1 pseudogene is annotated in these 1025 nt (G+C 64.3%); it reads right to left on the bottom strand.

What is annotated here, in order from left to right:
- A pseudogene (locus tag ACUHMQ_RS20820) lies at positions 1-1025 on the bottom strand (hypothetical protein); the annotation flags it as partial.

The raw sequence follows: 1025 nt of genomic DNA, 5'->3' as shown, positions 1-1025 counted from the left end.
TCGTAGCTCTGGGTATCGACACGCCCATTGACCTGGGTCAGCGTCAGTGTCTTGCCCGCTTCATCGTACTGGCGGGTGATGGTGGTCGCTGGGGCGGCACTGTCCAGGGTGCTGAGCAAGCGGCCCAACCCATCATAGCCATGGGTCTGCTGGCGGCCGCTGCCGACTTCCAGCTGGGTCAATACCCGGCCGGACAGGTCATAGGTCGTCCGGGTCTGGCGGGCTGCCGTGGCGATGCCATTGCCCTGGGCATCGGCACTGGCGAAGCGGGTGGTCTGCTGTAAACCGCCGCGGCCGTCATAGGCATAGTCTTCCCGGCTGACCTGCGCGTTGCTGTGGGCGGTCGCCCAGGTGCTCAGCTGGGCCAGCGTAGGCGTGGCGTCGATACCGAGGGCACGGACGTCATACACCGCCTGGCTGTAGCCGAGCTGGCTGCTGCGTTGCCCAAAGCCGTCGTAACGGTATTCGGTGACCCGCCCGGTGGGGGTCAGGACAAAACGCAGGTTCTGCTTGTCGTCGTACACATAGCGGGTAGTTTGCGCCCCACTGGCCTGGGCAGTACCGGCGCCATCGGGGTCAGTCTGGCGGTAAGTGGTCTCGGCGATCAGCTGGTTGTGGCGGTCGTAACGCCGATCCACCCGTACCCCGGCGCTGTCCTGCTGGCTGAGCAGATTGCCCTGGGCGTCATAGGTGTAAGTGACGCTGTTACCGAGGGCATCGGTCGTCTGGCTCAGGTTGCCGTCGGCATCATAGTTGTAACGCAAGCTCTGTTTGCGTCCCTCGACATCCGGCCCTTCAACCTGGGTGAAGCGGCCCTGGGTGTCGCAGGTATAACGGGTGGTTTGACCGAGCGGGTCAGTGACCGTGGTGATGCGCTGGGTAGTGTCATAACTGAAGCGGGTGACCTGGCCCAGTGCGTCGGTGAGGCTGGCGAGACGGAAGTCGCCGGAGCTGACTTCCTGGTAGCTGAAGCGCAATGTGCTGCCATCGGTCTGGGTGACCCCCGACAAGCGCTGGCTGCTGCC

This window comes from Chitinimonas violaceus, from assembly GCF_052601015.1.
The sequence above is the reverse complement of the archived record's forward strand: the minus strand, read 5'-3'. Positions and strand labels throughout refer to the sequence as shown.